Source organism: Micrococcus porci, from assembly GCF_020097155.1.
GTDB lineage: Bacteria > Actinomycetota > Actinomycetes > Actinomycetales > Micrococcaceae > Micrococcus > Micrococcus porci.
This window is the reverse complement of record NZ_CP083691.1, coordinates 450,242-474,556: the sequence shown is the minus strand read 5'-3', so window position 1 is coordinate 474,556 and position 24,315 is coordinate 450,242. Positions and strand designations below refer to the sequence as shown.

Genomic DNA, 24,315 nt, shown 5'->3' with positions numbered 1-24,315 from the left:
ATGAGCAAGAACCCGCAGACCGTCACCGACGTGGCCGCCACCGGCGCCATCTCCCGCGTCGAGCTGACCTGGACACCCCTGCCGTGGGAGCCGCTGATCGACCACTATCGTGTGTACGCCCTGCCGACGTCCGGCAGGGGCGGGACGCCCGACGAGACGCACCTGGTGGGCAAGACCGTGTATCCGCGTTTCGTGCACCACGGCCTCGACCCCGCCGGGGAGGCGTTCCGGTACGTCGTCGTCGCGGTGTCCGACGCGGGCCGGCGCGGTCGCCCGTCCTCGGCGGTGGTGGGCGAGTCCCAGAGGTCCGTGACCGCGACCGGCCGTGAGCTGGCACGGATCGGCGAGTTCGACGGGAAGTCCCTCGAGCTGCGCTTCGCCCCCGCCCAGTACGGGCAGATTCCGAAGGCCTACCCGAAGGCCGTGATCGACTACGTCCAGGGTGTGGACACCCCCGCCGAGGCCTGGCCGTACCTGCTGCCGGGTCCGGGCGACGCCTGGGCCGGCCGGAAGGCCTACCGCGCCCGCTGGACGGTGACCCTCGACGCCGCCCCGCAGCGGGAGGTCGACCTGGCGCTGTGGTTCGTGGACACCACGCGCCTGGGCGGGCGTCTCGACGTGGCGGTGAACGGGCAGAGCGTACGGTCCGTGGAGCTGGCGAAGGGGGCGACGCGCGGCTCCCGTGAGGGCGACGCGACGCTGCCCGGGTCCACGCTGCTGCGCTCGTACCACGAGTTCACCCTCCCGACCGGGGCGCTGGCCGCAGGCGAGAACGTCGTGGAGTTCACCCTCGCCGAGGGCGGCTGGGTGGCCTGGGACGCGCTGGGCCTGTACGAGCGGGCCCGCTGAGGCGGCGGCCAGGGGGCCGGCCGGACAGCCTCGGATCGTCGCGAGCCCAGGGCCGACCCCGTCCCGCTCACCCCTCCCCGCGCTCCGGGCCCCCGCGCACCACGGTGATCGCGCGGGTGTCCGGGGCGGTGTCGGCGACGTGCTCCATGGCGCGGTCGAGGTCCCCGGTCTGCTGGTACGCCGCGTGAATCTGCTCCCACAGGCGGGCGTTGCGGACGCCGATCGCCGCCGGGTCCAGCACGGGGTCCTGGCCGGCACGGCGCTGGCGGTCGTAGTCCTTGAACAGCCGGATGGCCACGGGGCTCAGCAGGATGAGCGCCACGATGTTCACCCACGTGTAGAGGCCGACGCCGAAGTCGGCGAACGCCCACACGAGGGCCGAGCTCTGCACGGACCCGAACACCATGGAGCCGGCCAGCAGCAGCCGGGCGATCGCGATGACCGCGCGCTGCGCCGTCTTGTTCGGGATGAGGTAGGCGACGTTCGTCTCCGCGTAGAACGCGAAGGAGAGCAGGGTGGTGAAGGAGAACAGGAAGACGGCGATCGCCACGAAGGACGGACCGAAGGCGGGCAGTGCCGCGTCGATGGCGATCTGGACCCACGCCGGTCCCTCCTCGACGCCGGGCACGTTCTCCGCGAGCAGACTCTCCCCGTCCGGGCCCAGCACGTTGAAGCTGTTCGTGGCGAGGATCATCAGGCCGGTCATGGTGCAGACGAACAGGGTGTCCACGTAGGCGGAGAACGCCTGGGCCAGGCCCTGCTTCACGGGGTGGGAGACGTGGGCGGCCGCCGAGGCCTGGGCGCCCGAACCGGTGCCGATCTCGGTGGAGTACACGGCACGGCGCACGCCCCACGCGACGGCGGCGCCGAGGATGCCGCCGTAGACCGAGTCCAGGCCCAGCGCGCTGGAGAAGATCAGCCCGAACATCGCGGGGACCTGCTGCCACATCAGCCCGACGACGAGCAGCCCCACCAGGATGTACGCGCCGGCCATGAACGGGACCACGAGGCCCACCGTGCGGCCCAGGCGGTGCATGCCGCCGAACACGATCACGCAGAACAGCACGGCCATCCCGAGACCCACCCACAGCGGGTCCCAGCCCCACGCCTCGGTCGTGGCGGCGGTGACGGCGTTGGCCTGGATCTGCGGGCCGGTGAAGACCGTCGCGAACACGGTGGCCGCGGCGTACGCGACCGCCAGCCACCGCCAGTTCCGGCCGAGCCCCTCGAGGATGTAGTACGCGGGCCCGCCGCGGTACTCGCCGCGGACCTTGTGCTTGTAGAGCTGCGCCAGCGAGCTCTCCACGAGCGCCACGGGGGCGCCGAGGATCGCCGTCACCCACATCCAGAACAGCGCGCCCGGGCCGCCCAGGTAGATCGCGGCCGCGACGCCCGCGATGTTGCCGACCCCGATGCGCCCGCCCAGGGCCATGGCGAACGACTGGAACGAGCTGATCCCCGCCGACGACGATCCTCCCCTGACCAGCTGACCCACCATGTCCTTGAGCAGCCGCACCTGGGGAGCCGCCATGCGGATCGTGAAGTACAGGCCCAGGGCGAGGAGCCCGACGACCATGGGCAGGCTCCACATGATCGAGTTGGCGGCGGTGACGAACTGCTCCATGGTCACTTCCCAGGTCGCGGACAGGATCCGTGCACTCCATCACATTCGGGCCACCCCGGGCACCCCTGAGCCCCCCGGGGGTCGGCGCGGGACCGGCAGGGTCGGCCGGCCAGACACGCCGTCCGGTCCCCGGGCCAGCTCACCCCTGCCCCGCCCCCGCCTCCTCCCGCACCGTCACCGCCAGCTCGACGTGTCCGGCCTCCGGGTCCGCGAGGATCTGGCGGATCTCCGGCGCGGTGCCGGCGTCCTCCACGTCGAACGCGTCCATGAGTCCCAGCAGGCCCGGATGGGGCAGCGCGCCGCCGGGGGCGTCGTCGAGGAGGTCGACCTCGCCCGCATCGGCGCGCACGTCCACGTACCGCTCCACGCGGCGTGGCAGCGTTCCGGTCACCACCTCGTGCCCGTCGACCCTGAGGCCCGCGGGAGCCGGACCGCTCAGCGGGACGGCCAGGACGGTCTCCACGACGTCGGCGGCGCTCGGCACCGGACGCAGCGCCGTCCACGGCGGCCCGGCGGGTGCCGACCCCGCCTCCGCGAGTGCCTGGAACAGCGTCGCGAAGGCGGCGTTCGCGCGCTCGGTGGTGGCCTCCTCACCGGCCTCGTCCAGGGCCACCCGCTGCACGACGCCGGCCCACGGCGTCGGCCCGACCGTGCGCTCCGCCACGGGGCCGGGACGGGCGGGGCCGCCGTCGTCGTCGGGATCCGGGGCCGCGTAGACACCGGCAGCCGCGAGCGCAAGCGCGCGGTCCTCGAGGTCGCGGCGGCGTCGCACCTCGGCCGCGTGCGCCTCGAGCCGCGCCGGCAGGGAGGCGGGGTCCGCGAGGACGGACCGGACGTCGTCGACCGTGAGGCCGGCCGCCCGCAGGACGCGGATCTGCGCGGCCGTCCGGATCTGGCCGGGCTCGTAGCGGCGGTAGCCGGAGTGGGCGTCGACGTCGGCGGGGGCGAGGAGGCCGCGCTCGTCGTAGAAGCGCAGCGCCTTCGCGCTCAGTCCGGTGGCGAGGGCGAACTCGCCGACGGTCATCAGGGGGCTCATGGGGCGACCTTTCTCTCAGGTGTTCCCAGCGTGGGCGTTCCCCCAAGGGGAGGGTCAAGCGTCGCCCAGCCTGCTCGAGACCGACGGCCTCAGACCTCCAGCAACACCTTGATCTCGCGGCGCTCGTCCATGGCCCGGTACGCCTCGGCGGCGTCGTCGAGCGGCATGCGCGCGGTGAACACGCGGCCGGGCTGGATCTCCCCGGACTGGATGCGCTCGATCAGCTCGGGCAGGAAGCGGCGGACGGGGGCGGGGCCGCCCTCGAGGTGGATCTCACGGCCGAAGAGGTCGGAGCCGTCGAGGGTCTGGTCGTGGGAGACGCCCACGAACCCGACGTACCCGCCGGGGCGCACCGAGGCCAGGGCCTGGTCCATGGAGCCCTGCGTGCCGACGGCCTCGCACACCCCGTGCGCACCGTAGCCGCCGGTGAGCTCGCGCACCTGGGCGGCACCCTCCTCGCCGCGCTCGGCGATCACGACGTCCGCGCCGAACTCACGGGCGAGCGCGGCCCGATCCTCATGGCGGGAGAACACGATGACCTGCTCCGCGCCGAGGGTCTTGGCGGCCAGGACGGCGCACAGGCCGACGGCGCCGTCGCCGACCACGGCGATGGTCTTGCCGGGGCCGGCCTGCGCGGCGACGGCGGCGTACCATCCGGTGCCGAGCACATCCGAGGCGGCGAGGTAGTCGGCCAGGCGGTCCGGGTCCGAGGGCTCGCCCCCGGGCACCTTCACGAGGGAGCCGTCGGCGAGCTCGACGCGCATGTACTGCGCCTGGCTTCCCGTGTACTCGCCGGCGTTGACGCAGCGGGACTGGTAGCCGGCCTGGCAGATCTCGCACGTGTTGTCCGAGAGCATGAAGGAGCCGATCACGAAGTCGCCGACCTCGAGGGTGGCGACGTCCTCGCCCTTCTCCACGATCGTGCCGACGTACTCGTGGCCCATGCGCCGGTGGTCGACGTCGTTGTGGCCTCGGTAGGGCCACAGGTCAGAGCCGCACACGCACGCGGCGGCCAGCTTCAGGACCACGTCCGTGGGCTGAACGACGCGCGGGGTGTCCACCTCCTCGACGACGACGTCGCCGGGCGCGCGCATGACGACGGCCTTCATCGTCTCGGGGATGGCAGGGGTGGTGGGGGTCTGTGCGGTCATGGTCTGTCCTCCGGTCTGGCCCGGCGGTCCGGGCGGCGGTGTGCGGGGACCAGTCTTGCGCCCCTGGGCCGTGGAGACGACACATCGGCGGCGCAGGTGGGGCCGGTGGATGACCGCGCGCCACTCGGCTCACAGCGAATGAGCGACGCCGGGCGTTACGCTGTGGTTCCCATCACATCCGACTCCCCTCGGAGGCCCGTCATGACCCTCACCCTGCCCGCCCGCCTCGAGCGCACCGCCGCCGAACACCCGAACTCCACCGCCCTGATCCTCGGCGAGAACCGCATGACGTACGCCGAGCTGCAGGACCAGTCCCAGCGTCTGGCCGGGCTCATGCGGCAGGAGGGCATCGGCCCAGGGGACCGCGTGGCGCTCATGGTGCCGAACATCCCGGCGTTCCCGGTGGTGTTCTTCGCGGCCCTGCAGCTGGGCGCCGTCGTCGTCCCGATGAACCCGCTGTTCAAGCGCCGCGAGATCGAGTACTACCTGGAGGACTCGGGCGCGTCGATGCTGTGGTCCGTGCCGTCCGAGGAAGCCGTGGAGGGCGCCCGAGAACGCGGTGTGCCGCTGCGCACCCTCGGCGAGGACGGCCTCGCCCCGCACCTCGCGGAGAGCCCCGGCCCGGTGACCGAGACCGTCGAGCGGGACCTTGAGGACGACGCCGTCATCCTCTACACCTCCGGCACCACCGGCCGCCCCAAGGGGGCCCAGCTGACCCACCGGAACATGGGCACCAACGCGGACACCGCAGCGGAGACCCTGATCCAGCTCCAGCACGGGGAGACCGTGCTCGGCTGCCTGCCGCTGTTCCACGTGTTCGGCCTCACGTGCGCGCTCATGGCGCCCGTCACCACGGGTGCCAGCCTGGCGTTGATCCCCCGCTTCGATCCCGCCGTGGCCGCGCAGACCGTCCGGGAGTGCGCGGTGGATGTGTTCATCGGCGTGCCCACCATGTACGGGGCCGTGCTGGCCGCGGCCAAGGACCATCCGGAGGACCTGGCCAGCCTGCGCTTGGGCGTCTCCGGCGGGTCCGCCCTGCCGGTGGAGCTGCTGCGCCGCTTCGAGGCCACCTTCGACTGCGAGATCCTGGAGGGCTACGGCCTGTCCGAGACCTCCCCGGTGGCGTGCTTCAACCATCCGGGCGAAGAGCACCAGCCGGGCTCGATCGGACGCGCCGTCCGCGGGTGCGAGATGCAGCTGGTGACGCCGGACGGGGCCGTGGTGCCCGAGGACGACGAGGAGACCCTGGGCGAGGTATGGATCCGCGGGGAGAACGTGATGAAGGGCTACTGGGGCAAGCCGGAGGCCACCGCCCAGGCCATCACCGAGGACGGCTGGTTCCGCTCGGGCGACATCGCCCGGCGTGATGCCGCGGGCAACTACTACATCGTGGACCGCACGAAGGACATGATCCTGCGCGGCGGGCTCAACGTGTACCCGCGCGAGATCGAGGAGGTGCTCTACGAGCACCCGGCCGTCGCGGAGGCCGCCGTGGTGGGGGTGCCCCACCCGGAGCTCGGCCAGGAGGTCGCCGCGCACGTGGTGCTCGCTCCCGGCGCGCACGCCACGGAGGAGGAGCTGATCCAGCACGTGAAGTCCCAGGTGGCCCCCTACAAGTACCCGCGCACCGTGAGGGTGCGGGACGGGCTGCCCAAGACCGCCACCGGCAAGATCCTCAAGCGGGAGCTGACGCCGGCGGAGTGATCTCGGGGTGACCGCCCGGGCCCGCGTGTGGGCCGAGGTGCTCGCGGAGACGGGCGCCGTCGTCGTGCCGGACCCGGTGCGTGGCATCCCGCTCGACGAAGCCGGGCGCGCCGACCTGACGGTCCCCGTGGACCGGGCGCTGCGGGTGGCGCCGCCGGCCGGCGTCGACGGCGCCTCCCCCTGGTGGCTGCTGGAGACGGACGTGCCCCAGGACGACGACGGCGGGGTGCTGCCGGTGATCCGGGTGGCGGTCGGCGCCCCGGGGCAGGTGCATGCGCTGCTCCCGGACTGCGGATGCGACGCCTGCGGCCCCGGGTCGGATGAGCTGCTCGAGGCCGTGGATCAGGCGGTCGCGAGCGCAGTCGGGACGGGGGTGAACCTGCGGGGCCGTCATGGGCTGCGGCGCCGGGACTGGCACGTGCACTGGCGCTCGGACGGCACGGCCGAGGGACAGGGCCGGGTCCCGGGATGGCCGTTCGAGGCGCTCAAGGACGCGTGCCGGGACCTGGCCGCCGGCGGCCGCCCGAGGCTGCCGCGCGGGACCGAGGCGACCGTGCGGGCGGGGTGGTTCCCGGAGGCGTGAGGGGGCGGAGTCGCTGGGCGCCGCCGCTCAGAACAGTGCCGCCCCCCGAGCGGCGAGCGGGACGAGCCGCACGGCCCGCACCACGGTGAACGCGGTGACCACCGAGACGAGCGCCCACTCCCGCCAGGACCCGGTCCGGCCGAGGAGGGGAAGCCGGAACCGTCCGGAGGACTGCCACCACCACAGGCGCGCGGGAGGCTCCGGGCTGAGCGGCCAGAGCAGGGCGACCCCGTTGTTGGTGAGGGCGTCGCCGAGGATGTGCACGCTCACGCCGACGGCCACGGAGACGGGGATCCACCGCAGCCCGTCGCTGAAGACGGTCGCCGACACCGCGACCAGGATGCCGAGTGGCCACGCGGCCCTCCATCCCCGGTTCGGGAGCAGTCGGAGGGCCTTGGCGGCCACGGCCGCCACGAACGCGGCGATGACCCCCTGCCCCGGCGTGTAGACGTGCCCCGCGATCGGCACGTGGATGGAGGCGGCCGCCGTCGCGATGGCGGTGGCGCGGGGGTAGTCCCAGTCGCTGATCATGGCCGCGCCGGCGGTGGTCACTGCACCGAGCAGCTGGAGCTCGGCAGGCAGGTGCCGCACGCCGACCGGCGACTGCCCGTGCGTGAGCGCCAGCCAGGCCGCGTCGCCGCACCCGCGAGGGCCGGCGGGCGGCCCGCGGGGAAGGAAGAGGGCCAGGGCGGCAGGAGGGGTGGACACGGTAAGGAGGTCGCCGCGGCCGGAGCGGGTCGAGGCGGCTGCCCGACCTCTGTCGGGGGGCAGCCGCCCGACCCCTCACCCCGTCATCGCCAGCACCAGCGGGGCCAGCAGGGCGGTGAGCACACCGGAGCAGGCCATGGCGAGGGCGGAGAACGCGCCGGTCTTCGGCCCCTCGGCGAGGGCGCGGGCGGTGCCGATGCCGTGGGAGCTCACGCCGATGGCCAGGCCGCGCACGCGGGGGTCGCGCACGCGCAGCCGGTCGAGCACCCAGGGGGCGAGCACGGCGCCGAGCACTCCGGTGAGGACGGGGAGCACGGCGGCGAGGGAGACGATGCCGCCGCCGGCGTCGGCCACCGCCATGGCGATCGGCGTCGTCGCGGACTTGGGGGCGAACGTGGCGGCCAGCGCGGCGTCCCCGCCCATCACCCGCACGATCAGCACGGCGCTCACCATGGCGGTCAGCGAGCCGGCGGTGACCCCGACGGCGACCGGCAGCAGCAGCTTCCGGATGTCAGGTCCGGCCCGGTACAGGGGGACGGCGAGGGCCACGGTGGCGGGACCGAGCAGGAAGGTGAGGTAGCTGCCGCCGATCATGTAAGTCTCGTAGTCGATGCCGGTCAGGGCCAGGAACGCGGCCACCAGCACGATCGTCACGAGCACGGGCGTGAGCAGGGCGGTCTGCCGGGCGGCGAGCCACAGGCGGCGGGCGAGCACGGCGACGGCGAGGGTCAGCGCGATGCCGAACAGCGGTGTGTGCAGGAGCGCGTCCCAGGCCTCGGCGAGGGAGTCGGTGAGTTCGGCGGCGTTCACTGTGCGTCCTCCTTCTTGTTCGTGAGGCGGCGGGCGAGCGGGGCGGCGACGCCGGCCGTGACCACCAGCCCCAGCAGCCAGGGCACCACGAAGCCGACCAGCATCAGCGCCCGGTGTTCCTGGATGAGGCCCAGCACCGCGACGACGCCGACTCCCGCCGGGACGAACAGCAGCGGCAGGTGCTGGAGCAACTGGTGGCTCGCGGTGATCACGGGCGCGTCCTCGGCCGGCCGGCGCCACGCGAGCAGGCCGAGCAGCAGGAGCATGCCCAGCACGGCCCCGGGGATCGGCAGGTGCAGCGTGTCGGCCACGAGCGTGCCCGCCAGCTGGCAGAGCAGCAGGATCAGCAGGCCCTCGATCATCGGGGCTCACCTGCCTCGGACGAGCCCACGGGCAGCAGGCCGGGGACGACGACGCCGGCCCCCGCGGCGTCGAGGTGCGCCTGCAGGGCGCGCTGGGCGTCTGCGGCGCGCCCGGCGGCCAGTTGCGCGCAGATCTGGACGTGCCCATCGAGGAGGCGGCGGGCGGCGTCCACGGATCCGCCGGTGGCGGCGTGGATGAGGCGTGCCAGGCGGGGGGCAAAGGTGCCCATGATCTCGTCGAAGGCGGCGTTGCCGCACATGGCGATCACGTCGCGGTGGAAGCGCACATCCAGCGCGGAGAACGCCGCGAGGTCGCCGGCGTCCAGGGCGGCGCGCTGCTGCTCCAGGTTGGCGGTCAGCGTGGCGACGAGGGGCCCGACGGCGTCGGGCCGCGCGGCGACCGTGGCGAGGGCGGTGGACTCGAGGAGGCCGCGCAGGGCCGTGAGGTCGGCCACGCTCTGCGGCGTGAGGGCCTGCACGGCCGCACCCTTCTTGGGGAGGAGCCGCACCAGACCCCAACGCTCGAGCTGGAGGAGGGCCTCCCGGGCCGGCGTCCGGGAGATGCCGGCGTCCGTGGAGAGCTGGACCTCGGTGAGCATCTCCCCCGCGGCGATCTCACCGCGGACGATGCGCCAGGCGACGTCGTGGGCCAGGCGGCCGGCAGCCGTGGCACGACTGCCCCATAAGGGGTCGGAGAGTGGAGTCATGCGGGCCAGAATAATCAGATGCATGCATGGATGTATGCATTGTGTCGGACTCGGAAGGGGCGCGGGTGGGGAGGGGCACAAGATGCCGGCGCCTGTCGAAGCGGGCATGCGGGGCGGCTGTCAGCCGAGTCCTGTGCAGGTCAGGGGTGCGCGGGGAGGGCGCGGTTGCCGGCGGCCCCGCCCCTGACTGGCCATTGCGCACCGCGCGGCTGACGCCGCGTCCGCACCGGGAGGACGACCTCGCCGGCCCTGCCGGATCGGTGCCCCTGCTGAACCTGGGGTTCGAGACGTACGGCCTGCACCGGGTGGTAGCACAGATGGACGCCCGCAACCCGACGCCCGCCCGGATGGTCGGGGCACGACACACGGCACTGAGGCTGGTCAGCCCTGTAGACCACCCCCCGTCAGCCCCGGCGGCCCGCACGCGCGGCGAACTCGTCCAGACAGGCGAGCACCTCGGTGGCCAGCCACACCCGGTTCCGACGCTGAGCGGACACGGCCTGCAGAGCGCCGGCCTCGACAAGCTGGTCCACGGCCCGCTGGGCGGCCGGGCGCGAGACCCCCAGCACCTGGGCCAGGTGGTCCACGGTCACGGCAGGCTGAGCGATGATCACCGCGAGCGCCCGCCAGACCGCCGCGTCCCGCCGGGCGGTGAGCCGCTCGCGCCAGCCGGTCAGAGCCTCGTCCAGGTCCGCGACGAGCTCCCGGCCGTTGCCGACGGCGGCCAGGGCGGCCATCGCGAAGCGGCGCACGATGGGCTCGGGGTCGCCGTCGCGGTAGGCGGTGAGGGCGTCGAAGTATCCGGCCGTGTCCGTGAGGAGTCCCGCTGAGAGGGGCACCCCCATACGGGTGATCGCGCCGGCCCGGTACAACACGGCGTGCACGAGGACGCGCCCGGTGCGGCCGTTGCCGTCCGCGAACGGGTGGATGGTCTCGAACTGGGCGTGCGCGATGGCGGCCTGCACGAGGGCGGGCACGTCCGTGCGTCGCAGGTAGGCGAAGAGATCGTCCATCTCGGCATGCAGGCGCTCCGGGTGGGGCGGGACGAACTGCGCCGTGTGCGGCGTGGGCGCCCCTCCCCCGATCCACCCCTGCGCATCGCGGTAGGCGCCCGGCCGGGCATGCTCCTGACCGTCCATGAGGGCACGATGGGCGGCCAGCAGGGCGGGCTCGTCCAGGTCGGCGGCCAGCCGGGAAGCAGCGCCCATGGCCTTCACGTTCGCCGCCACGAGCGCTGCGTTGGGGCGGGTGCGTTCGCCGAGAGTCGCCAGGGCGAGGGCTCGCGCGCCCGCGGTGATGTGCTCGATCTGCGAGGAGGACGCGGACTCGGTGCGCAGGAGCACCGCGTCGATCGGGGCGATCTCTCCAGTGAGCCCCGGGAGGGCGTGGCTGATCTCGGCGTCGAAGCGCACGACGGCGGCCGTCGCCTCCTCGACCGCGGTCGCCAGATCGGAGGGCAGGTCGAGCCCGAGTCGGGCGATACGGGCTGGGAGCGCAGCTCGATACGGGCCCGACGCGCGCACGCGAGCGCGCCGGGTGAGGGCGCCGGCGTCGTCGGGGTCCGCGGTCCAGGGGCGCTCCTCCCAGCCGACGGCCGTGCTGATGGTCTGATCCATGCCCATGCAGGCATGTTACGTAACGATATGGATTGATCGTTGCGTAGGAACCATCGTTGTGCACGGACGCTGCTGAGCCGCGCGATCGCCTCGGCACGCGCGGTCGAGCACACCGCTACGAGTCCGGGAGCACGTAGTGCGCTGCGCGCCGCTCCCCGCGCAGTTCGAGGAGACCCTCCTCCGTCATGCCTTTGAGCACTGCCCGCGCGGCCGTGGGCGCGATCTGGCACAGTTCCGCGGCTTTGCCGCGGGTGATGGATCCGTATTCGCGGATGTAATCGGCAATCAGCCGTCGCTGTTGGATTCGGTCGACCGGACGCAGGCGCAGGTAGGCGGCTCGGTCTTCGGCCAGCTCGTAGAACCGCGCGGTCAGCATGTACCGCTGCGCCCGGCCGTTCCCCCTCGATTCCAGGACGCCGGCCTCAACGAGCGCGGTGGCAGCTGCGCGCACGTCCGCCACGGGCAGTCGAAGGCGTTCCGCTGCCTCCGCCGCCCCCGCAGGCCCCCCGTGCTTGATCTCGTGGACCACCCGCAGCTCGGTCAGGGTGAGTGCACGCTGGCCCTCGTTCTGCCGACGGGCCAGAAAGATCAGCAGCTCCCTGTCCTCATCACCCAAGGGGATGTCGACGATCACGGACCGATGCGTGGAGCGACTGTAGTCCGGCGCACCCCGGCCAGCTCGGAGCTGCGAGGCGAACATGTCCTGCACACCCTTGCCCCGGCGCTCGACGAGCCCGGCGCGCTTGAACACATTCGCCAGGGCAGGGCTGCGGGGAGCCGAGCGGTTCAGTATGTTGGCTGGCGAAACGTCACGGGGGAACCCGCCAGGGCTTGCGACGGAGAACGTGGACCCGGTGAGGGTCACCTGGATCGGCCCCGCCTCGGCGTAATCACGGTGCACAAGGGCATTGGCGATCGACTCGCGCCGCACGCTCTCGGCCAGCAGAGGTACATCGACGCGGACGAGGCCCACCTCCACGGGTGTGATGGAGTTCCGCAGAGCCAAGCGGGTCTCGATCTCCTCGAATGCGTTCAACAGGGGAAGCAGCAGGTCCTCATTCGCTTCCACACCGTGGGGTCGGGAGTCCTGGAAGAGGACTTCCGCAGTCGGGGCCCACCTGCGCAGCGCTTCCGACGTGCCGAAGACCAGAACCGCGCCGAGACTGATGCCGCCGTCCGGAGTGAGGAGGTCCAGTGTCCGCAGCAGTTCCGCATCCGTGAGTTCCGCAAGCCCGCTGTCACCAGCCGATTGGCCGGCCAGTCGCCGGAACCGGTCGAACTCGGTTGGATCGAGGTGGCCCCACTCGGCCCCGCGCGCTTCCGCCCGGGCATAGTCCAGGCCGACGCCGTCGAACCCAGCCCGCAGGACGTCCATGGGCGTCATGGGCATGCACGCGGGGCGACCGTCCGGCCCCACGACGCGCTTGACGAACAACCCCTTGCGCGTGCCGACGAACGAGGACTTCGCCTGGGGGACGGTGATGACCGCCACGTCCTTGCCCTCCCACGGCACCACCTCCACGTCCACGCTCAACGGTGGTTCGATCCCGTTCTGAATGCGACCGGCCAGCAGGTCTGCGTCCACGGCACCGCCATGGTCGGCCGTCGTCCCGACGACGGTGCCGTCGTCGTCGACCCCGACGAGGATCCGGCCTCCAATGCCGTTGGCCATGCAGACGACGGCCTGGTAGAGGTCGTCCTTCCCCAGGCGTCGTTTGAACTCGACGTCCAGGGTCTCGCCCGCGGCGAGGAGGGGTCCAAGGTCCATCCCATAAGTATCCATAGTTATGAGGACTCGAACCAATGTTGGGGCATGCTTGCCATAACTTTGAGCAACTTTGGTGCGCAGAATGCGCGTGGCTCCCCACACGTCCTCACGACGCCGGGCACAGCCGCTCGGTGGGCAGGGACAGGGTGATGCTCGCAGCGGGGTCGATGCTCTTGGCGACCTCCCCCACGGCGCCGTTCACGGTTGGAGCGACGGTCACGACCGTGCGCGTGACCTCCTGGATGCGCACACGCACGGGGTCGCCGACGCCGTCGGCGAGTCCGCGCTGGTAATCCAGGCGGGGCAGGACTTCACTGCGATGGCCCGGGATACCGCGTCGACCGCTCCTCCCGTCGGCCCCGGCGCACTGATCGACGCCCTGGACACCCTGTGCTGAATCGCCCCGGGTTTGGTAGAGGCTCGCAAGTGCCGCCCCGGCAGGCGCCGGCACGGGGTGTTCATGATGGTATACCCGGTTGGACGCCTAACGCGCCTGTCGAGATGCAGCGAAGGTTTCTGTAGAGATGCAAGGAAGACCGCACAGTGCAACTCGGTGAACTCTTCATGATTCGACACGCATGCCACCTGGCCCGGACTCCGCGTACTCCCGCCAACCAACCGGCGGAACCAGGGCTAGCCAGAACGGTTCGAGGACGAAACCAAGCGCCTCGTTCATCCGACGCGACGCCGTGTTCACCGCCGCCCCGCCCGTGCCCCAGACACGGACCCCGTCGGCATAGGTGTCCAGAACGGAGCTGGCCTTCACCGCCTGAGCGACTCCCTGGCCGCGCCACCGCCGATCCACGGCCGTACGGTCGACCTCCCACCGCTCCTTCGCCTGCACCACGACGGTGAAGCCCACCAGCTCACCGCGGTGGAAGGCTCCGAAGGCTCGAGCGTCTCCACCAGCGATCCGGGCGGAGAGGTCGGCCGGCAGCGGGTCGTGATGCGAGGCGGGCGTGTGGGGAAAGTCAGGGGCGACCAGGCCGTCCAAAGCCTCCAACCGCACAAGGTCCTCGACTCCGACTCCTCCCACGGGCGCCTCATCCGCCAGCAGGGCGAGCGCGTCCCCACGGACGGCGACTTCACCCTCTCGGACAGGGCACAGAAGGAGATCGTCAAGCTCTTCATCGCCTCGGAGTCCTCACTCGAGGGCCGCACGATCGGGGAGTGGTTCTCCGAGGACTTCTTCGAGAGCAACTTCTGGACCTACTGGGCCACCATGTTCGCGTTCGAGACATGGCACTCGCTGGCCGAGATGCGCCGCTACCTGCTGCGCTTCGTCCACGCGATCGACGGGCTTGCGGACTTCAGCGCCCTGAAGTTCAACCGCTACGACCAGTACGACTCCATGGTGAAGCCCCTCCTGGCCTACCTCGAGCCCCACGGCGTGGACTTCCGCTACAGCACCACGGTGCGCGACGTCCGGGTGGAGACCGCCGACGGCAAGGTCCGGGCAGAGAGGCTGCTCCTCACCGTGGACGGCGTGCAGCAGGAGCAGGAGGTCGGCGAGGACGACCTGGTGTCCGTCACCAACGGCTCCATCACCGAGTCCACCACCTACGGCGACCACCACACCCCCGCCCCGTCGACCACCGAGCCCGGCGGCAGCTGGACCCTGTGGGAGAACCTGGCCGAGCAGTCGCCGCTGTTCGGGCGCCCCGGCGTCTTCTACCGGGGCCTGCCGGAGCGCAGCTGGTTCGTCTCCGCGACGGCGACCGTGGAGAGCCGGGAGGTGGAGGAGCACATCGAGCGGCTGACCCAGCGCCCGCTGCACGACGGCAAGGTCAACACCGGCGGCATCGTCACGGCCACGGACTCCCCGTGGATGCTGAGCTTCACGGTGCATCGCCAGCCGCACTTCCCCACCCAGCGGCCGGACCAGACCATCGTGTGGATCCATGCCCTCTACTCGGACACCGAGGGTGCCTACGTGAAGAAGCCGGTCACCGAGTGCACCGGCGAGGAGATCACGCAGGAGTGGCTGTACCACCTGGGTGTGCCGGAGGACCGGATCCCGGAGCCGGCCGCGCAGGAGTCCGTGAACACGGTGCTGGTGTACATGCCGTTCATCACGTCCTACTTCATGCCCCGCCGGGCGGGCGACCGTCCCGCCGTCATGCCGGAGGGCTCGATGAACCTGGCCTTCATCGGCAACTTCGCCGAATCCCCCACGCGGGACACGGTGTTCACCACGGAGTACTCGGTGCGCACCGCCATGGAGGCCGTGTACACGCTGTTCGACGTCGAGCGGGGCGTGCCGGAGGTGTTCGCCTCGGCCACCGACCTGCGCGAGCTGATCTGAGCCGACGGACGGCGACGGCCCGTCAGCAGTCCCGGCGCATCACCAGCCGCGGCCGGCCGGAACCCTTCGCAGCGGTCTCCCCCACGACCTCGAAGCCAGCGCGGTCGAACATCGACCACGTGCCGGCGAACGCCATCGTGGTGTCGATGCGGTCGGGCGCGTCGGTGCCGGAAGCCGCCCCGCCGCCGTCGGGCCGATTGTCCACGGGGTGCGCCTCGACGGCCGGGGCGCCGTGCTCGCGGGCGAAGGCGACCGCGGCCTCGAGCAGGCGCGTGGTGTGCCCCTGACGCCGGTGCCCCGAGCAGATGACGCTCCACACGTCGACGTCGTCGGTGCGGGGCATCAGCTGTGAGGCCTCGAGCCGCGGGATCTGCGGGCGCGGGCTGATGCTGCACCACGCCACTGGCTCGCCGTCGGCGTACCCGACGACGCCCGGGGCGACGTCGCGGGCCGCGAGCGCGCGCATCGCGTCCCCACGGGTCTCACCGAACTCGCGCATCTGCGGCGCCGAGGCCGGTGGGAGAGGCACCAGCAGTGCGTCGACCGGCGGTTCGGGTTGACCACGTCCGCGAAGTCGTCGACGCGGTCCAGGGTCAGGGGGTGCACCTCGAAGGCCATGGGGTGGACGCTACCCGCGCAGCACCTGGACGGTGGACCGGTGCAGCCGGTCGGCCAGGGCCGCGACGGCGGCGCGCACCGGCTCGTCCCCGAGCACCTCGAACTCGTGGCCCAGCAACGCCAGCCACCGGGCGGCCTCGGCCGGGTCGTCCGCGCCGGTCTCGAACGCGGTCGTCCGCGCGTCGAGGGCGGTCAGCCGGCCGGCCGTGGCGGGCAGGGACGCCCGCACGGACTCGAGCGGCGCGTGCACGCGGACGCTCACGCGATGCCGCCAGGCCTCCGGCGGGGTCGGCTCGTCGAGCCGGGCCAGGGCCTCGGCGAGGTCCGGCCGCGGAGTGAAGGCCCAGGTGCCGACGGCGGGGTCCACGATCCGGTCCACGCGGAAGGTCCGCCAGTCGTCCCGGTCCAGGTCGTGGGCCACCAGGAGCCAGGCTCGGGCCCGGGCGACGAGCCGGTGCGGCTCCACGCGGCGCTCGGTGCGGGCCCCACGCCGGTCCCGGTAGCCGAAGGTGAGGCGCACGCGCCGGCGCACCGCGTCGGCGCAGGCGAGCAGCTCGGGGCCGACCGGCGGGCCGTCCCCGGCGCCGACCGTGGACGCGGCGCGCAGCCCCTCGAGGCGGTGCCGCAGGTCCGCGGGCATGAGGGCGTCCAGGGTGGCGAGGGCGCGCAGCGCCGACTCCGCGGCGACGCCGTCCCCCGCGTGGGCCGCGCGCGTCAGGGCGAGGGTGACGGCCACCGCCTGGTCCTCGTCCAGCAGAAGCGGGGGCACCACCTGCCCCCGGCCGAGGGCGTAGCCGCCGCCGGGGCCGGGATCGGCCTCGACGACGTAGCCGAGGGTGCGGAGCCGGTCCACGTCGCGACGCAGGGTCCGCGAGGTGACGCCGAGGCGCTCGGCCAGCTCGGCGCCGGTCCAGACGGCCCGGGCCTCGAGCAGGCCCAGCAGGCGCAGGGCCCGGGAGGTGGGGTCGGTCATGGCCCCCATGGTGCCGGATGTCGAGGACAGGATCTGTCCGCATCGGGGTGGACGCTCGTCTCGACGCCGGGGACCTCCGGCGTCGAGACGGGCCCGGCGGCCCTGCCGGCCCGACCCTGGCCCCCCGTGGACCACCGACGAAGGAGAACACCATGGGCTTCCTGACCCCCCAGGCGCACGGCGAGCTCGCCGTGCTGACCACCTACGCCCTGCAGCAGCTGGCCCAGATGCGCACCACGGTGCACGGGTTGACCGACGAGCAGGCCCACAGCGTCCCGTCCGCCTCCGCCCTCAACCTCACCGGCCTGCTCCTGCACACCGGGGAGGTGGCCGTCTACTGGACCGCGGCGGCCGCCTCCGCCCCCGGGGAGCCGGTGCTCCCGGAGGACGTGAACGAGGACCACAGCCTCGACGAGCTGGTGGCGGACGGGCGCCCGCTGGCCCAGGTGCTGGAGCGCTTCGACCGGTGCGTGGAGGTGGCCCGGCAGAACCTGGCGGCCGTGGCGGACCTCTCGGCCCCCGTGCCCGTGCCGGACGCACCGTGGTTCCCGGCGGACCTGAAGACGTGGGAGGCCCGGTGGGCGCTGCTGCACGTGACCGCCGAGGTCGCCCGCCACGTGGGCCACGCGGACCTCATCCGGGAGAGCATCGACGGCACGGGCTCCTACGAGCTCAACGACCTCGCGGACGCCGCGGCGCAGGGGTGAGGGCGCGGACGCCCCCGCTCTGCGGGCTCTGTGGGACGCCGTCGTGGCCGGCCAGGACGCCGGGAGCCTGGCGCGGCGCCGGGGCTACGCTGACCGCATGACCGACTTCGACCACCTCCGCGCGGAGGACCGCGAGCACGTGGGGTACATCGAGATGACCGACGACGGCGCGTTCGTCCCGTACGACCTGCTGCGCCGGCGCAGGGGCGAGCCGGGCGGCCTTGAGGAGGCCGAGGCCGTCCTGGACGAGATCGGCCTGCGCCTCCTCGCCGAGGACTGGATCCTGGACGCCGACGGCGACGAGCCCCTGTGCGTGCGCATCCTGGAGGTCACGCGGGACGCGGTGGTGGTGGCTCCGGCGCTGGACTCGGCCGCCGTCGCGAAGTCGCTGGACCTCACCGCCACGGTGCGGCTGCCCCTGCCCACGGCCCGGCTGCGCCAGGCCTGAGTCCGCGCCCGCCGGATCAGGCCCGACTCGCCGCCGCGCCGCCCTCGTACTCCGAGGCGAGCAGCGCGAACGTGACCCCGTCGATCCAGCCGCGGGTGAGGTGCAGGGACTCGCCCAGGAACGTGCCCTCGTGGCGCAGGCCGATCTTCGCCATGACGCGCAGGCTGGGGGCGTTGTCCGCGAAGGCCCCCGCCTCCACGCGCCGCACGCCCAGGCCCCTGAACGCGAGGTCCAGCAGGGCCCGGCCGATCTCCGTGGCGTAGCCCCGGCCCGCGTGCTCCGGGGCGACCGTCCAGCCGAGCTCGGCCTGGGCGTCCCGGGCGTCGGGGTGGGGGCCGCCCTGGCTCCACGCGTCCTGCACGGCCAGCTTCCCGACGCCGACGACGTCGCCCGCGCCGTCCCGCACCGTGAGCCGGTCCCCGGTGGCGAGGTACTCCTCCCGCAGCTCGGCGGCCGAGCCGGCCCGCCCGGAGGTCCATGTCCGGACCTCCTCGAGGCGGCAGAAGTCCCAGACGGCGGGGGCGTCGACGGCAGTGAACGGCGTCAGGGTGAGCCGCTCGGTGCGCAGCGGGAAGGCGACGCCGCGGCGCGCGGCGAGGTCGAGGAGGGGCGTGGCCATGGGGTCACGGTAGCGGGCGGCGGTGACGTCTCCTCCCCTACGCTCGGCCCCATGGACGTCACCTTCACCCCGCTCGACCCGGCGGGCGCCGACCGGGACGCGCTCGTCGCCCTGCTCACCGAGAACGTCTGGCCGTTCCACATGCGCCCGCGCATTACCCGGTCGGAGGCGGAGGAGGCCGTCGACGGCGGCGCCTGGGAGGACGAGGACCACCGCACCCTCTGGATCGAGCATCCCGAGCACGGGCGCGTCGGGGTGGTGCGCCTGGATGAGCTGACGGACCCCACCCCCCTGTTCGACCTGCGCGTGACCGAGCGCTTCCGCGGGCGCGGGCTCGGCGCGCCGATCCTCACTGCGCTCACCCGACTCGTGTTCGAGACGATGCCAGCGGTGGACCGCTTCGAGGGGCAGACCCGCGAGGACAACGTCCCCATGCTGCGCACCTTCCGCCGGGCCGGCTGGGTCAAGGAGGCGCACTACCGGCGGGGGTGGCCCGTGGAGGGCGGCGAGCCGCTCGCGTCCGTGGCGTACGCGGTCCTGCGGCAGGACTGGGAGACCGGCACGACGACGCCGGTCCCCGCCGAGGTCGACGTCCCGCCCCAGGTGGAGCACGGGGAGGGCGCGGCGGCGGTCGGCCCGGCCCCCGACTGGCCGCTGCGAACTGAGCGCCTCACGTTGCGCCCGCATCGGGAGGATGACCTCGGCTGGCTCCGGGACATGTACGCCCGGCCGGAGGTGGTGCGCCACCTGCTGGACGAGCCGTGGGACGAGGCGACCGCCCGGCAGAAGCTGGCGAAGCGCATCGCGTGGGACGGCCTCGCCGGCCCATCCGGGGCGGTGTCCCTGGTGGTCGAGCACCGCGGCGTGCCGGTGGGGGACGTGATCCTCTGGCTGACGGACCGCGAGCGCGGCGTCGCGCAGATCGGCTGGGCCCTGCACCCCGAGCACGCCGGGCAGGGGTTCGCACGGGAGGCCGCGGCCGCGCTGCTGACCCTGGCGTTCGAGACATACGACCTCCACCGGGTGGTGGCGCAGATGGACGCCCGCAACACCGCGTCCGCCCAGCTGGCCGAGGCCGTCGGTCTGCGCCGGGAGGCTCACCACCGGCAGGACTGGTGGAGCAAGGGCGAGTGGACGGACACCCTCGTCTACGCGACGCTCGCGAGCGACCGGGGCTGAGGGGGCGGGCCTACGGGTCACCCGGGGTGCGCCGTCCTCGTTCCACCGGAACAGGGTGAGGTGCCACAGCCCGGGGGCCGTGCGAGACGGGTCGATGAGCCCGTGCGCTCCGGCCTCCAGCAGGCGTCGGCGCACTGCCCACGACGTCGGCTCCTCCCCCGCCTCCACGGCCGGCTTCCACGGGTCCATGACGTCGGCGAGGTCGACGCCGAGGGCCGCGAGCGCCTCGGCGGTCACCTTCGCGGCGTAGCCGGTGACGACGGCGCGGGTCAGCGGCTTGCGCTCGAGGCAGGCGGGCAGGTCGGGCACGGGAGGCGTGTGCCTTCAGTTCCAGCCCACCCCACCGCTCCCCTCCGCTATGGCGGTCAGACGGTCCACGTGGGCGGCCCAGCGGTCGGCGTCCCATGGGGGCAGGTTGTTCCCCGGGGAGCGCAGGCCGACCTGCCCGTCGATCTGCTCCCGCAGGATGTCCGCGTGGCCGGCGTGCCGGGCCTCGTCCAGGGCGACGTGCGCGATGATCTGCGCGAGCGTGACCTCCGCCTTGTCGTCGGGCCACCACGCCACCCGCCCGGGGGCGTCGGCGCCGAGGGCCGTGATGGTCGCGTCCGCGTGGACGAAGCAGCGGCGGGCGAACTCGAGGACGTCCTCCAGGGACTCGCCCTCGGCGGCGAACATGTCCACGTTGTCCTCCTCCGGCTGCCCCGCCGCCGCCCAGGGCAGCTGCACCTCCGCGGGACGGCCGAACGTCCCACCGAAGTACTCCAGCTCGATGACGGCGGCGTGCTTGACCAGTCCCAGCAGGTTGGTGCCGGTGGGGGTGCGCGGCAGGCGGGCGTCGCGCTCGCTGAGGCCCTCGAGCTTGTGCAGGAGGGCCGCACGCTGGCGGCGCAGCCCGTCGTGGAGGATCTGCTTGTGGTCCATGGGGTGATCCTGCCCCAGATCAATCAGGCCGCGAACCCCCGCACGAGCTCGGCCACCCGCTCGGGCGCGTCCAGGTGCACGTCGTGCCCCGCGCCGGGCATCTGCACGTGCCGCACATCCGGGCGCCGCCGCCGCATCTCGTCCAGCTCTCCGGCGGGCACGTACCCGTTCTCCCCGGTGATCAGCAGGGTTGGCGCGGCGATCTGCCCCCATTCCTCCCACCGGGGCCGCTCGTGGACGGGCCGCAGGGCGGCCTCCAGCACGTCGACGTCGAAGCGTGGCACCCCGCCGGCGTCCGTTTCCTCGAGCCCCTCGGCCCACACCCGGGCGGCAGGTCCGCCGCCGAGGTGGGCGACGGCGTCGTCCACGGTGGCGAAGGGGATGGGCCAGGCGCGGAACCAGTCGATGACGCCGGCGGTGGCCTCGGGCCCCTCCCCGCCGACGCCGCCCTCGATCAGCACGAGCCGCCCCACACGCGCCGGATGGGCGGCCGCGGCGAGCAGGGCGGTGTGCGCGCCCATGGACTGGCCCACCAGGGTGAACCGCTGCAGGCCCAGCGCATCGGCCACGGCGACGACGTCGCCCACGTGGGCCGTGCGGCTCAGGTCCGCGGGGCGCCGGGTGCTGGAGCCGTGACCCCGCTGGTCGAACGCGACGACCCGGCAGGCCGCGGCCAGCCGCTCGGCGACCTGCGCCCACTCCCTCGCGTATCCGGCCAGGCCATGCAGGAGGAGGAGCGCGGGCCCGCTGCCGCCGGAATCGAGGACATGCAGGCGGGTGCCGTCCTCCCTGGTGACGGGGCCCGCAGACCTACGGCCCAGACCTGACATGCGATTCACCCCTTCGCCTCAAACGCGGTACGCCGCTCCGGTCAAGCGCCCTGGGTTTCGTTCCGACCTACTTCCACAAGGAGGATCGGACCATACCCCAGAAGTACAGCCCCGAGTTCAAGGCGAAGGCCTTGCAGCTCATCGAGGAGCGCATCCGCGCCAAGCAGTGCTCCGGTTGGGCCGCCTGCGCGGCCGTGGGCGAGGCCCTCGGCGGGATCTCACCCCACACCCTGCGGAACTGGTGGAAGCAAAGCCACGTCGACCGAGGCGAGACCCCCGGTGTGAGCACTGACGAGTTTGAAGAGATGCGCCGGCTGCGCCGGGAGAACCTCGAGCTGCGCCGCGCGAACGAGATCCTACGCAAGGCTTCAGCTTTTTTCGCAGCGGAGCACGACCGCCCCACGACGAGATGATCGCGTTCATCGACGAACACCGCGATCAGTTCGGGGTCGAGGCCATCTGCCGCACCCTGCGTGCGACAGAGTGTGGGTTCATCACCTCCCGCGGCTACCGCGCCGCGAAGACACGCCCCAGGTCTTCGAGAACGCTGCGGGACGAGATCCTCGTGGAGGAACTCCGCCGGATCCACGCGGAGAACTACAGCGTCTACGGAGTGCGGAAGATGCACCACGCGATGGTCCGGGCCGGCTGGCAGGTAGGCCGTGACCAGGTCGCCCGCCTCATGCGCGCCGCGGGCCTGCAGGGAGTTCGGCGGGGCCGCAAGCCGATCACCACGCGGCCGGCAGGTGAACCGGATGCGCGTCCTGATCTGGTCGAGCGCCGGTTCGCCGCTGAGCGTCCTCACCAGTTGTGGGTCGCTGACATCACCTACGTCCGCACGATCACCGGGTTCTGCTACGTCCCATTCATCACCGACGTGTACTCCCGCCGGATCGTGGGGTGGGCCGTGTCAGCCAGTCTGCATACCCAGGGGCTGCCGCTGCTGGCCCTTGAACATGCTCTCCTGAGCACTGGTGCAAGCCGTGGCCGCCAAGGCCTGATCCACCACTCGGACCGAGGCGCCCAGTACGTCAGCTTGGCCTACTCGGATGCACTCATCACGGCGGGGGTGAGCGCCTCGGTGGGCACCGTGGGCGACTCCTACGACAACGCCCTAGCCGAGAGCGTGAACGGCCTCTACAAGGCCGAGCTCATCCACTCCAAGCGGGTGTGGGAGTCCGTCGAGGCGGTCGAGCTGGCCACGTTGAAGAGCGTCCACAGGCCTCGACCGCGCAGGCGCCGCTCGGCCTTGCCGACGTAAAGCAGGCCGTCACGTCCACCTCGCACCCCCCACATCGGAAACGCTCGGACGAATTCCGCTCACCGGAGGGACATGTGGCTTCGACATCGGCCTTTTAACCAGTGAGAGGCCAGAACCGCCTCTCACCGAATCGACCCGAGGAGGCCTCCATGTCCCAGCGCCCCGCCTGTCCCTACCTGCCCCTGCCCCGCGCGACCACCCTGCGGGATGCCCTCGTCTACACGCGGGCCAGCATGAGCCGCCTGCCGGACGTCGTCCACGGATCACTGCCGCTTCGTCGTCTCATGGAGGCGGCCCGGCCGGTCCTCACGGCGGCGACCTCCCTCCTCCCACTCCAGGACGTCCTCGCCGCCGCGGCAGGAGCGGTGCTGGCCCTCTCGGCCCTCCTGTGGGCTGTTCTCTTCCTCCACAGACTCCTGCTTTGCCGGGGGTGGCACGGTCACCTCGTCTACACCACCGACGGTCGCACCGCCTTCCTGACGATCAGGTCCACCAGCCAGGGATGGGAGCTCTCCGACCACGTCGCGACACGTTCTGCGAAGGGCGACGGCCGTGGGCTGCGGGAGGCGCTCGCACCCGCGTTGCGCAACGCCGCGGACGCTGCAGGGGCACCCATCCTGGTCACCGCAGCGAACCGAACCCTCGCCGACCTCTACCGGCAGGAGGAGCCGGAGCTGAGGGAGGTCGGTACCACGCTCCTGGGCCGGGTGCGACTGGTCCGGCCTCCCCGCCGGGCTATCCTCCCCGGATGACCCCCTCCGACCCCAACGGGGCCACCTACGACGACGCCCGCCTCGCCGCCCTCTACGACCACGACAATCCGCCCGGCGAGGACCACGCCTACTTCCGGCAGGTCGCCGACGAGTCCCGCGCGCGGCGCATCGTGGACCTCGGCTGCGGGACCGGGTCGCTGACCGTGACGTTCGCGGGCGAGGGGCGCGCCGTCGTCGGGATCGACCCGGCCGAGGCCATGCTGGCCGTGGCGCGCGCCCGCCCCGGCGGGAACGCGGTGACGTGGCGGCAGGGCACGGCGGAGCTGATCGAGCCGGCGTCGGCGGACCTGGTGGTGATGAGCGGGAACGTGGCCATGCACCTGATCGGGGAGGTCTGGCACGCCACCCTGCGGCGCGTCGCCACCGGCCTGGTTCCCGGCGGACGTCTCGTGTTCGAGACCCGCAACCCGGTGCTGCGCGCATGGGAGGACTGGAGCCACGGCCCCACCGAGCGCACGACGCCGGCCGGTCGCCTCCTCGAAACCGAGACCGTGACCGCGCCGGACGCGGACGGCGTGGTGCTCATGAGGTCACGGACCGTATTCCTGGCCGACGGCGCCCTCGTCGAGGCGGAGCAGCGCCTGCAGTTCCGCTCGGCAGCGCAGGTGCGCGCCGACCTGGACGCGGTGGGGCTGACCGTCGAGCGGATCTCCGGCGACTGGCACCGCACGCCGTTCGACGACGCCACAGACCGACTGATGGGGGTGGAGGCGCGGAAGGCCTGAACACGGTGCAGGCGAGGCCGTCGCTCGACCGCACCTCC

At 72.8% G+C, this 24,315-nt stretch carries 26 protein-coding genes, 1 pseudogene and 1 other annotated feature; of the genes and pseudogenes, 11 read left to right on the top strand and 16 right to left on the bottom strand.

What is annotated here, in order from left to right:
• A complete protein-coding gene (locus KW076_RS02200) occupies positions 1-849 on the top strand; it encodes a polysaccharide lyase family protein (protein WP_224356037.1) in 849 nt (282 codons plus the stop codon).
• 67 nt (positions 850-916) lie between these two features.
• Here KW076_RS02200 and KW076_RS02195 read toward each other — a convergent pair whose 3' ends face one another.
• From KW076_RS02195 to KW076_RS02185, 3 genes are all read right to left on the bottom strand, one after another.
• The gene (locus KW076_RS02195) at positions 917-2,473 is read right to left on the bottom strand and encodes an alanine/glycine:cation symporter family protein (protein WP_224356036.1); all 1,557 of its coding nucleotides are present in this window, start codon (positions 2,471-2,473) and stop codon (positions 917-919) included.
• A gap of 139 nt (positions 2,474-2,612) precedes the next feature.
• Positions 2,613-3,509 (bottom strand): MerR family transcriptional regulator, encoded by an 897-nt coding sequence (locus tag KW076_RS02190; RefSeq protein ID WP_224356035.1) that lies wholly within the window; start codon positions 3,507-3,509, stop codon positions 2,613-2,615.
• Positions 3,510-3,598: 89 nt separating this feature from the next.
• On the bottom strand, positions 3,599-4,660 hold the full coding sequence (locus tag KW076_RS02185; protein ID WP_224356034.1) for a zinc-binding dehydrogenase: 1,062 nt from the start codon (positions 4,658-4,660) through the stop codon (positions 3,599-3,601).
• Between the two features lie 201 nt (positions 4,661-4,861).
• Between KW076_RS02185 and KW076_RS02180 the strand changes: the two genes are divergently transcribed.
• Positions 4,862-6,364, top strand: a complete 1,503-nt coding sequence (locus KW076_RS02180) for a long-chain-fatty-acid--CoA ligase (RefSeq protein ID WP_224356033.1) — start codon at positions 4,862-4,864, stop codon at positions 6,362-6,364.
• A 7-nt stretch (positions 6,365-6,371) separates the two neighbouring features.
• Positions 6,372-6,947: a DUF6226 family protein gene (locus KW076_RS02175; protein ID WP_224356032.1), complete on the top strand. Its 576-nt coding sequence runs from the start codon at positions 6,372-6,374 to the stop codon at positions 6,945-6,947.
• A 27-nt stretch (positions 6,948-6,974) separates the two neighbouring features.
• Here KW076_RS02175 and KW076_RS02170 read toward each other — a convergent pair whose 3' ends face one another.
• From KW076_RS02170 to KW076_RS02135, 8 genes are all read right to left on the bottom strand, one after another.
• Complete coding sequence (locus tag KW076_RS02170) at positions 6,975-7,655, bottom strand: metal-dependent hydrolase (protein ID WP_224356031.1); 681 nt, start codon at positions 7,653-7,655, stop codon at positions 6,975-6,977.
• A gap of 75 nt (positions 7,656-7,730) precedes the next feature.
• Positions 7,731-8,465, bottom strand: coding sequence for an LrgB family protein (locus KW076_RS02165; protein WP_224356030.1), 735 nt, complete (start codon positions 8,463-8,465; stop codon positions 7,731-7,733).
• A complete protein-coding gene (locus tag KW076_RS02160) occupies positions 8,462-8,827 on the bottom strand; it encodes a CidA/LrgA family protein (RefSeq protein ID WP_224356029.1) in 366 nt (121 codons plus the stop codon). The genes KW076_RS02165 and KW076_RS02160 overlap by 4 nt, the downstream gene beginning before the upstream one ends.
• The gene (locus KW076_RS02155) at positions 8,824-9,534 is read right to left on the bottom strand and encodes a GntR family transcriptional regulator (RefSeq protein WP_224356028.1); all 711 of its coding nucleotides are present in this window, start codon (positions 9,532-9,534) and stop codon (positions 8,824-8,826) included. The genes KW076_RS02160 and KW076_RS02155 overlap by 4 nt, the downstream gene beginning before the upstream one ends.
• A gap of 404 nt (positions 9,535-9,938) precedes the next feature.
• Entirely contained in the window at positions 9,939-11,156 is a 1,218-nt protein-coding gene (locus KW076_RS02150) for a Fic family protein (RefSeq protein WP_224356027.1), read from the bottom strand.
• Positions 11,157-11,265: 109 nt separating this feature from the next.
• Complete coding sequence (locus KW076_RS02145) at positions 11,266-12,918, bottom strand: DNA glycosylase AlkZ-like family protein (protein WP_224356025.1); 1,653 nt, start codon at positions 12,916-12,918, stop codon at positions 11,266-11,268.
• Between the two features lie 106 nt (positions 12,919-13,024).
• Positions 13,025-13,174: a hypothetical protein gene (locus KW076_RS02140; RefSeq protein ID WP_224356023.1), complete on the bottom strand. Its 150-nt coding sequence runs from the start codon at positions 13,172-13,174 to the stop codon at positions 13,025-13,027.
• 306 nt (positions 13,175-13,480) lie between these two features.
• The gene (locus tag KW076_RS02135) at positions 13,481-13,927 is read right to left on the bottom strand and encodes a GNAT family N-acetyltransferase (protein ID WP_224356021.1); all 447 of its coding nucleotides are present in this window, start codon (positions 13,925-13,927) and stop codon (positions 13,481-13,483) included.
• Here KW076_RS02135 and KW076_RS02130 point away from each other — a divergent pair.
• The gene (locus KW076_RS02130; RefSeq protein WP_224356020.1) at positions 13,880-15,223 is read left to right on the top strand and encodes an oleate hydratase; all 1,344 of its coding nucleotides are present in this window, start codon (positions 13,880-13,882) and stop codon (positions 15,221-15,223) included. The two genes, KW076_RS02135 and KW076_RS02130, sit on opposite strands and share 48 nt — an antisense overlap.
• A 22-nt stretch (positions 15,224-15,245) precedes the next feature.
• Here KW076_RS02130 and KW076_RS02125 read toward each other — a convergent pair whose 3' ends face one another.
• Together KW076_RS02125 and KW076_RS02120 are read right to left on the bottom strand one after the other, a co-directional pair.
• The gene (locus KW076_RS02125; protein ID WP_224356018.1) at positions 15,246-15,752 is read right to left on the bottom strand and encodes a GNAT family N-acetyltransferase; all 507 of its coding nucleotides are present in this window, start codon (positions 15,750-15,752) and stop codon (positions 15,246-15,248) included.
• Positions 15,753-15,851: 99 nt separating this feature from the next.
• Complete coding sequence (locus tag KW076_RS02120) at positions 15,852-16,814, bottom strand: helix-turn-helix transcriptional regulator (RefSeq protein WP_224356017.1); 963 nt, start codon at positions 16,812-16,814, stop codon at positions 15,852-15,854.
• A 152-nt stretch (positions 16,815-16,966) separates the two neighbouring features.
• On the opposite strand from KW076_RS02120, the gene KW076_RS02115 reads away from it, so the two are divergent.
• Both KW076_RS02115 and KW076_RS02110 read left to right on the top strand, forming a co-directional pair.
• The gene (locus tag KW076_RS02115) at positions 16,967-17,521 is read left to right on the top strand and encodes a mycothiol transferase (RefSeq protein WP_224356015.1); all 555 of its coding nucleotides are present in this window, start codon (positions 16,967-16,969) and stop codon (positions 17,519-17,521) included.
• Positions 17,522-17,618: 97 nt separating this feature from the next.
• Positions 17,619-17,969, top strand: coding sequence for a serine/threonine protein phosphatase (locus tag KW076_RS02110; RefSeq protein ID WP_224356013.1), 351 nt, complete (start codon positions 17,619-17,621; stop codon positions 17,967-17,969).
• Between the two features lie 16 nt (positions 17,970-17,985).
• Here KW076_RS02110 and KW076_RS02105 read toward each other — a convergent pair whose 3' ends face one another.
• Positions 17,986-18,588 (bottom strand): GNAT family N-acetyltransferase, encoded by a 603-nt coding sequence (locus KW076_RS02105; RefSeq protein ID WP_224356012.1) that lies wholly within the window; start codon positions 18,586-18,588, stop codon positions 17,986-17,988.
• 51 nt (positions 18,589-18,639) lie between these two features.
• Here KW076_RS02105 and KW076_RS02100 point away from each other — a divergent pair, with 51 nt between their 5' ends.
• Positions 18,640-19,767 (top strand): GNAT family N-acetyltransferase, encoded by a 1,128-nt coding sequence (locus KW076_RS02100; protein WP_224356010.1) that lies wholly within the window; start codon positions 18,640-18,642, stop codon positions 19,765-19,767.
• A 324-nt stretch (positions 19,768-20,091) separates the two neighbouring features.
• On the opposite strand, the gene KW076_RS02095 is transcribed toward KW076_RS02100, so the two are convergent.
• Complete coding sequence (locus tag KW076_RS02095; RefSeq protein WP_224356009.1) at positions 20,092-20,688, bottom strand: DinB family protein; 597 nt, start codon at positions 20,686-20,688, stop codon at positions 20,092-20,094.
• 23 nt (positions 20,689-20,711) lie between these two features.
• The gene (locus tag KW076_RS02090; protein ID WP_224356008.1) at positions 20,712-21,518 is read right to left on the bottom strand and encodes an alpha/beta fold hydrolase; all 807 of its coding nucleotides are present in this window, start codon (positions 21,516-21,518) and stop codon (positions 20,712-20,714) included.
• On the opposite strand from KW076_RS02090, the gene KW076_RS12680 reads away from it, so the two are divergent.
• The 4 genes and pseudogenes from KW076_RS12680 (at position 21,512) to KW076_RS02075 (ending at position 24,277) form a co-directional block, all read left to right on the top strand.
• Complete coding sequence (locus KW076_RS12680; protein WP_491562378.1) at positions 21,512-21,931, top strand: transposase; 420 nt, start codon at positions 21,512-21,514, stop codon at positions 21,929-21,931. The genes KW076_RS02090 and KW076_RS12680 overlap by 7 nt on opposite strands.
• Positions 21,889-21,990: a sequence feature (AL1L pseudoknot), on the top strand. It overlaps the preceding gene by 43 nt.
• Positions 21,928-22,734: pseudogene (locus tag KW076_RS02085) on the top strand (IS3 family transposase); the annotation flags it as partial. It overlaps the preceding feature by 63 nt. The gene KW076_RS12680 and the pseudogene KW076_RS02085, both read left to right, overlap by 4 nt.
• 194 nt (positions 22,735-22,928) lie before the next feature.
• Positions 22,929-23,531 (top strand): hypothetical protein, encoded by a 603-nt coding sequence (locus KW076_RS02080; protein ID WP_224356006.1) that lies wholly within the window; start codon positions 22,929-22,931, stop codon positions 23,529-23,531.
• On the top strand, positions 23,528-24,277 hold the full coding sequence (locus tag KW076_RS02075; RefSeq protein ID WP_224356005.1) for a class I SAM-dependent methyltransferase: 750 nt from the start codon (positions 23,528-23,530) through the stop codon (positions 24,275-24,277). Before KW076_RS02080 ends, KW076_RS02075 begins: the two co-directional genes overlap by 4 nt.
• Positions 24,278-24,315 lie beyond the last annotated feature (38 nt).

Bases quoted from the DNA above. Each gene is read 5' to 3' on its own strand.
- KW076_RS02200 (WP_224356037.1), top strand. From the start codon at position 1: ATGAGCAAGAACCCGCAGACCGTCACCGACGTGGCCGCCACCGGCGCC.
- KW076_RS02195 (WP_224356036.1), bottom strand. From the start codon at position 2,473: ATGGAGCAGTTCGTCACCGCCGCCAACTCGATCATGTGGAGCCTGCCC.
- KW076_RS02190 (WP_224356035.1), bottom strand. From the start codon at position 3,509: ATGAGCCCCCTGATGACCGTCGGCGAGTTCGCCCTCGCCACCGGACTG.
- KW076_RS02185 (WP_224356034.1), bottom strand. From the start codon at position 4,660: ATGACCGCACAGACCCCCACCACCCCTGCCATCCCCGAGACGATGAAG.
- KW076_RS02180 (WP_224356033.1), top strand. From the start codon at position 4,862: ATGACCCTCACCCTGCCCGCCCGCCTCGAGCGCACCGCCGCCGAACAC.
- KW076_RS02160 (WP_224356029.1), bottom strand. From the start codon at position 8,827: ATGATCGAGGGCCTGCTGATCCTGCTGCTCTGCCAGCTGGCGGGCACG.
- KW076_RS02155 (WP_224356028.1), bottom strand. From the start codon at position 9,534: ATGACTCCACTCTCCGACCCCTTATGGGGCAGTCGTGCCACGGCTGCC.
- KW076_RS02150 (WP_224356027.1), bottom strand. From the start codon at position 11,156: ATGGGCATGGATCAGACCATCAGCACGGCCGTCGGCTGGGAGGAGCGC.
- KW076_RS02145 (WP_224356025.1), bottom strand. From the start codon at position 12,918: ATGGACCTTGGACCCCTCCTCGCCGCGGGCGAGACCCTGGACGTCGAG.
- KW076_RS02120 (WP_224356017.1), bottom strand. From the start codon at position 16,814: ATGACCGACCCCACCTCCCGGGCCCTGCGCCTGCTGGGCCTGCTCGAG.
- KW076_RS02115 (WP_224356015.1), top strand. From the start codon at position 16,967: ATGGGCTTCCTGACCCCCCAGGCGCACGGCGAGCTCGCCGTGCTGACC.
- KW076_RS02110 (WP_224356013.1), top strand. From the start codon at position 17,619: ATGACCGACTTCGACCACCTCCGCGCGGAGGACCGCGAGCACGTGGGG.
- KW076_RS02105 (WP_224356012.1), bottom strand. From the start codon at position 18,588: ATGGCCACGCCCCTCCTCGACCTCGCCGCGCGCCGCGGCGTCGCCTTC.
- KW076_RS02100 (WP_224356010.1), top strand. From the start codon at position 18,640: ATGGACGTCACCTTCACCCCGCTCGACCCGGCGGGCGCCGACCGGGAC.
- KW076_RS02095 (WP_224356009.1), bottom strand. From the start codon at position 20,688: ATGGACCACAAGCAGATCCTCCACGACGGGCTGCGCCGCCAGCGTGCG.
- KW076_RS02090 (WP_224356008.1), bottom strand. From the start codon at position 21,518: ATGTCAGGTCTGGGCCGTAGGTCTGCGGGCCCCGTCACCAGGGAGGAC.
- KW076_RS02080 (WP_224356006.1), top strand. From the start codon at position 22,929: ATGTCCCAGCGCCCCGCCTGTCCCTACCTGCCCCTGCCCCGCGCGACC.
- KW076_RS02075 (WP_224356005.1), top strand. From the start codon at position 23,528: ATGACCCCCTCCGACCCCAACGGGGCCACCTACGACGACGCCCGCCTC.